This window comes from Nitratireductor sp. ZSWI3 (assembly GCF_024655565.1).
Lineage (GTDB): Bacteria > Pseudomonadota > Alphaproteobacteria > Rhizobiales > Rhizobiaceae > Nitratireductor.
In genome coordinates this window covers 1-3053 of the sequence record NZ_JANKOF010000181.1, presented here as the reverse complement: position 1 = coordinate 3053, position 3053 = coordinate 1, and the positions used below count along the sequence as shown (strand labels likewise).

The 3053-nt window shown below is 64.3% G+C and carries 4 protein-coding genes; 1 reads left to right on the top strand and 3 read right to left on the bottom strand.

Annotated features, from left to right (window positions below):
- Positions 1–113: 113 nt before the first annotated feature.
- Positions 114–959 carry a DUF932 domain-containing protein gene (locus tag NUU27_RS25175; RefSeq protein ID WP_257765033.1) on the bottom strand — a complete coding sequence of 282 codons (846 nt, stop codon included), beginning with the start codon at positions 957–959 and terminating at the stop codon, positions 114–116.
- A 369-nt stretch (positions 960–1328) separates the two neighbouring features.
- Positions 1329–1646 carry a DUF736 domain-containing protein gene (locus NUU27_RS25170; RefSeq protein WP_257765032.1) on the bottom strand — a complete coding sequence of 106 codons (318 nt, stop codon included), beginning with the start codon at positions 1644–1646 and terminating at the stop codon, positions 1329–1331.
- Positions 1647–1806: 160 nt separating this feature from the next.
- Here NUU27_RS25170 and NUU27_RS25165 point away from each other — a divergent pair, with 160 nt between their 5' ends.
- On the top strand, positions 1807–2334 hold the full coding sequence (locus NUU27_RS25165) for a hypothetical protein (protein WP_257765031.1): 528 nt from the start codon (positions 1807–1809) through the stop codon (positions 2332–2334).
- A gap of 119 nt (positions 2335–2453) precedes the next feature.
- Here NUU27_RS25165 and NUU27_RS25160 read toward each other — a convergent pair whose 3' ends face one another.
- Positions 2454–2870, bottom strand: a complete 417-nt coding sequence (locus tag NUU27_RS25160) for a hypothetical protein (protein ID WP_257765030.1) — start codon at positions 2868–2870, stop codon at positions 2454–2456.
- Between the last annotated feature and the right edge of the window lie 183 nt (positions 2871–3053).

The window sequence follows — 3053 nt, the reverse complement described above, 5'->3', positions numbered from 1 at the left end:
GCACGGCCGCGCCGCCGATCCGTAATGCCGGATCGGCGGAAAATCTGCCTGGAGCAGAAAGCCCGAAAGGCGCAAAGCCGTAGAGCCGGCAAGCCGGCTCTACGGCGAGACGGTCATCGCGTCTTCAGGCGCTGCATGCCTTCGGCCAGCGTCCAAAGGGCGCGGTTGAGGGTGACGTTCTGGTCTATGCCGTTGATGGCGCGGGTCTGGCTGCGGCGGATGCGGCCTTCCGCATTGCGCTTGCTGCCGTGCAAGCCGCCGCGAACGATATTCTCCTGAATGGCATTGAACGTCATCCAAAGACTTTGCCCCATATCTTCACGGCGGCGGGGCTGGATGATCTGATCGGGACGGACGGGGCTTTCATCCTCGCCATAGCGCGCGACAAGGCTCGCCTCGGCCAGAACATGGCGCTCATCCGTCGACAAGGTGACTTCCTTCATGGTCTCGCTGGCGTCGATCAGGCGCGGGAAGTCCTCCGCGACTGTGTAAACGCCTTCGATAATGTCATGCTGGATACTGCCCTTGTGCGGGACGCGGACTTCCTCGAAGCGCTCGCCCGCAACCAGACTGTTGGTGCACACGAAACGCAGCATGCCGGCAAACATCTGATAGCTGGACGTGCCGTCATGCGAATTGACGACGATGACCTCTGCCGCTTCCGGCTTGCCGATGCCGTCGTCGCGGCGAAGGCGCAACATGTGCTTGGCGTGGCCGTGGCGGCTTCCATCACGCGGAACGGACTGGACGGCGAAGAACGGGAACCATCCTTCCTTCCGCAAGCCTTCCACGATGTCGATGGTGGGGACGTATACGTAACGCTCGGACCTGCTGTCATGCGCCTCGCGGGCGAAGATGGACGGGACGTGCCGATAAAGCGCCTCGTTGTCGAGCGGTTCGCGCCCGCTGATCTGGTGCGAGTTGCGGCCGAACCGGGTGGCAAGGTGATGATAGGTCATGGTCTTGATCCTTTGGCTTGGGTTGGAGCGCAGCGCTGCGCTGCAACCCTGGCCGTCGCCGAGACCGGGGGGTGCAAGGCGCAAGGGAGACGTGACGGAGGGGGATCACCCGGCCTGCACAGAACGGAGGAACGACGTGGAGGAAGGCCGGGGAAGCCGGCTCGGCTCCCTTGTGCCGCGCCAGGGGGCAGGCCCCCAAGCAACGGCCCGGCCAGAGAGGAACGGAGGACGGGCGACAAGATCTGATCGGGATCGCAAGACCAGAGAACCGGAAAACCGTGAATCCCGATCTCCATATTCCCTGAAAGGCGGCGGCCATGAGCATGAAGAAGCCCCGCTCGAGTGAGCGGGGCTGTCTCGGAGCCGGCCTCAGTCGCCGTTGCGGCGGGACCAGATGAGGCTGTGACCGCTGCCGTCCTCGGCTTCGACCAGGCTGGCGTAGATCGGCGCCGGGAAGCTCGGGTCATCCAGCTTGACGGAGAGGTATTCGCGCTGCGTCTCGCGGGCGATCTTCTTCCAGGCCGCGCCGAACTCGGTGGCTCCGGCGAAGATGCGGAAGTCGGGGCCGCGTTCGCTCTCGCCCTCGGTGGCGGTGAACTTCGCCTTGACGTTGAGGGTCAGGGTCTTGACCGCGCCGGTGAAGCCCGCGCCGTTCTCGTTCTTGGTGAAGGTGCCGATGGTCGCCATTGTCGTAGTCCTTTTTCCTGTCGGGCCGCACCATTGCGACCTCGATGGCGGTCGTGAGACCGGGGACGGTCGGCGCCGCACCCTTCAGGGCTAGAACGAAGTGGAAGGCGACCGGCGACGGCTTTTTTGTTTCGCGCTGCAAAGCCGATCCGGGGTCCCCATGCGGCTGGCCGCATGGGGTGGATGGGCGGCGGAAAAAAGCTGGCGACGGACGTTGGGGAAGACGAGCGAGGCGAAGCCGGTCTTCGGTCAGACCTTGCCAATCGAGGACGCGGATGGAGCGCCCGAACCAGGAAATCGGGTGGAATACGGCAATGGCGACCGTCGTGCGCCTCGCCGCGATCGGGGACTCTACAGCATGGGTTGCGCCGGTGCTGCCTTCCCTAATCCGACTGGCAAGACAAATTCGCCTCTCGCCAGCGGTGACTTGCGGGCGTGGTCTCGTCTGACCTTCGGCGGTGCTGCCAAATCCGGTATGGCTGAAGAAGATCGCCCGCGGGGCGCTGCGCCATGCCTCGGCCAAGCGGATGATCCGAGCTTCCCGGCGCTGATCCGCCTTCCCGTCGAAGCGAACGGAAGGCTCGATCTCGTCATGATCCTGCCGTGGGCGAGCAGAACCGGCCCCGATCTGCTTTGCTCAACCGGGTGGGGCTTGCGGCGAAATGGCCACCGCCGTTCCTTGCGTTAGGGGTTGAAGCCAAATGGCGGAAACGCGCTTGCCAAGCGTGGTTCCGGCGTAGCCGAAAGCCCGGCCCGAAGGGCAACGCCCTTGTCTTCCGCACCCTTCGGTAGGCGCGAAGCTGACGACTATCTGGCGATCTGACCGACGCCAGCCGCGAGTCTCATCCAAGCGGCCACTCCGACAAAACCGCCGCCGACGACGCAGAAGATTTGCCGCCAGGTGTCGGACGGCACGGCCTCCTTGGTGACGCCATAGACCAGAGCATAGCCCGCCACGGCAGCAGGTGCGGCGAAGATCAGCGCCACGATCAGGCGGATGACCGGCGAGCGGATCGTCTCGAACAGCACCGCCAGGACACCGAAAGCGACGCCAGCGGAGAACAGTCCAACCAGGCCCGCGCCGATCAGGCCGGAGCCGGTGTGATAAGCGAACTGCGCAGCAGCCAGCCCGAGTAGGAAGGGCAGCGCATAGATGGCGAGCGTGTAGGCGAGAACGCAGAGAAGCGCGATCAGCGCAACGCTCATAAACATTACCGTGACCATGATCCTTCACCTTTACTTACGGCCGCCGCCGTTCGTGCTGTCATGGTCGTGACGGCTGAACCTTGGGCATGGTGCCGATGCTTGTCTGCCCTGTCGAGCCAGTCGGGCGTGACTGCTTTTGAACTATCGAAGTCTCGGCCGCGCGGGGGAAGCCGCGCGGCCGCGATTTTTTCCGATGGAAGG

What these genes read in the sequence shown, in the direction of transcription:
- NUU27_RS25165 (WP_257765031.1), top strand. Translation starts at nt 1,807, where the DNA reads ATGCGGCTGGCCGCATGGGGTGGATGGGCGGCGGAAAAAAGCTGGCGA.
- NUU27_RS25170 (WP_257765032.1), bottom strand. Translation starts at nt 1,646, where the DNA reads ATGGCGACCATCGGCACCTTCACCAAGAACGAGAACGGCGCGGGCTTC.
- NUU27_RS25175 (WP_257765033.1), bottom strand. Translation starts at nt 959, where the DNA reads ATGACCTATCATCACCTTGCCACCCGGTTCGGCCGCAACTCGCACCAG.
- NUU27_RS25160 (WP_257765030.1), bottom strand. Translation starts at nt 2,870, where the DNA reads ATGGTCACGGTAATGTTTATGAGCGTTGCGCTGATCGCGCTTCTCTGC.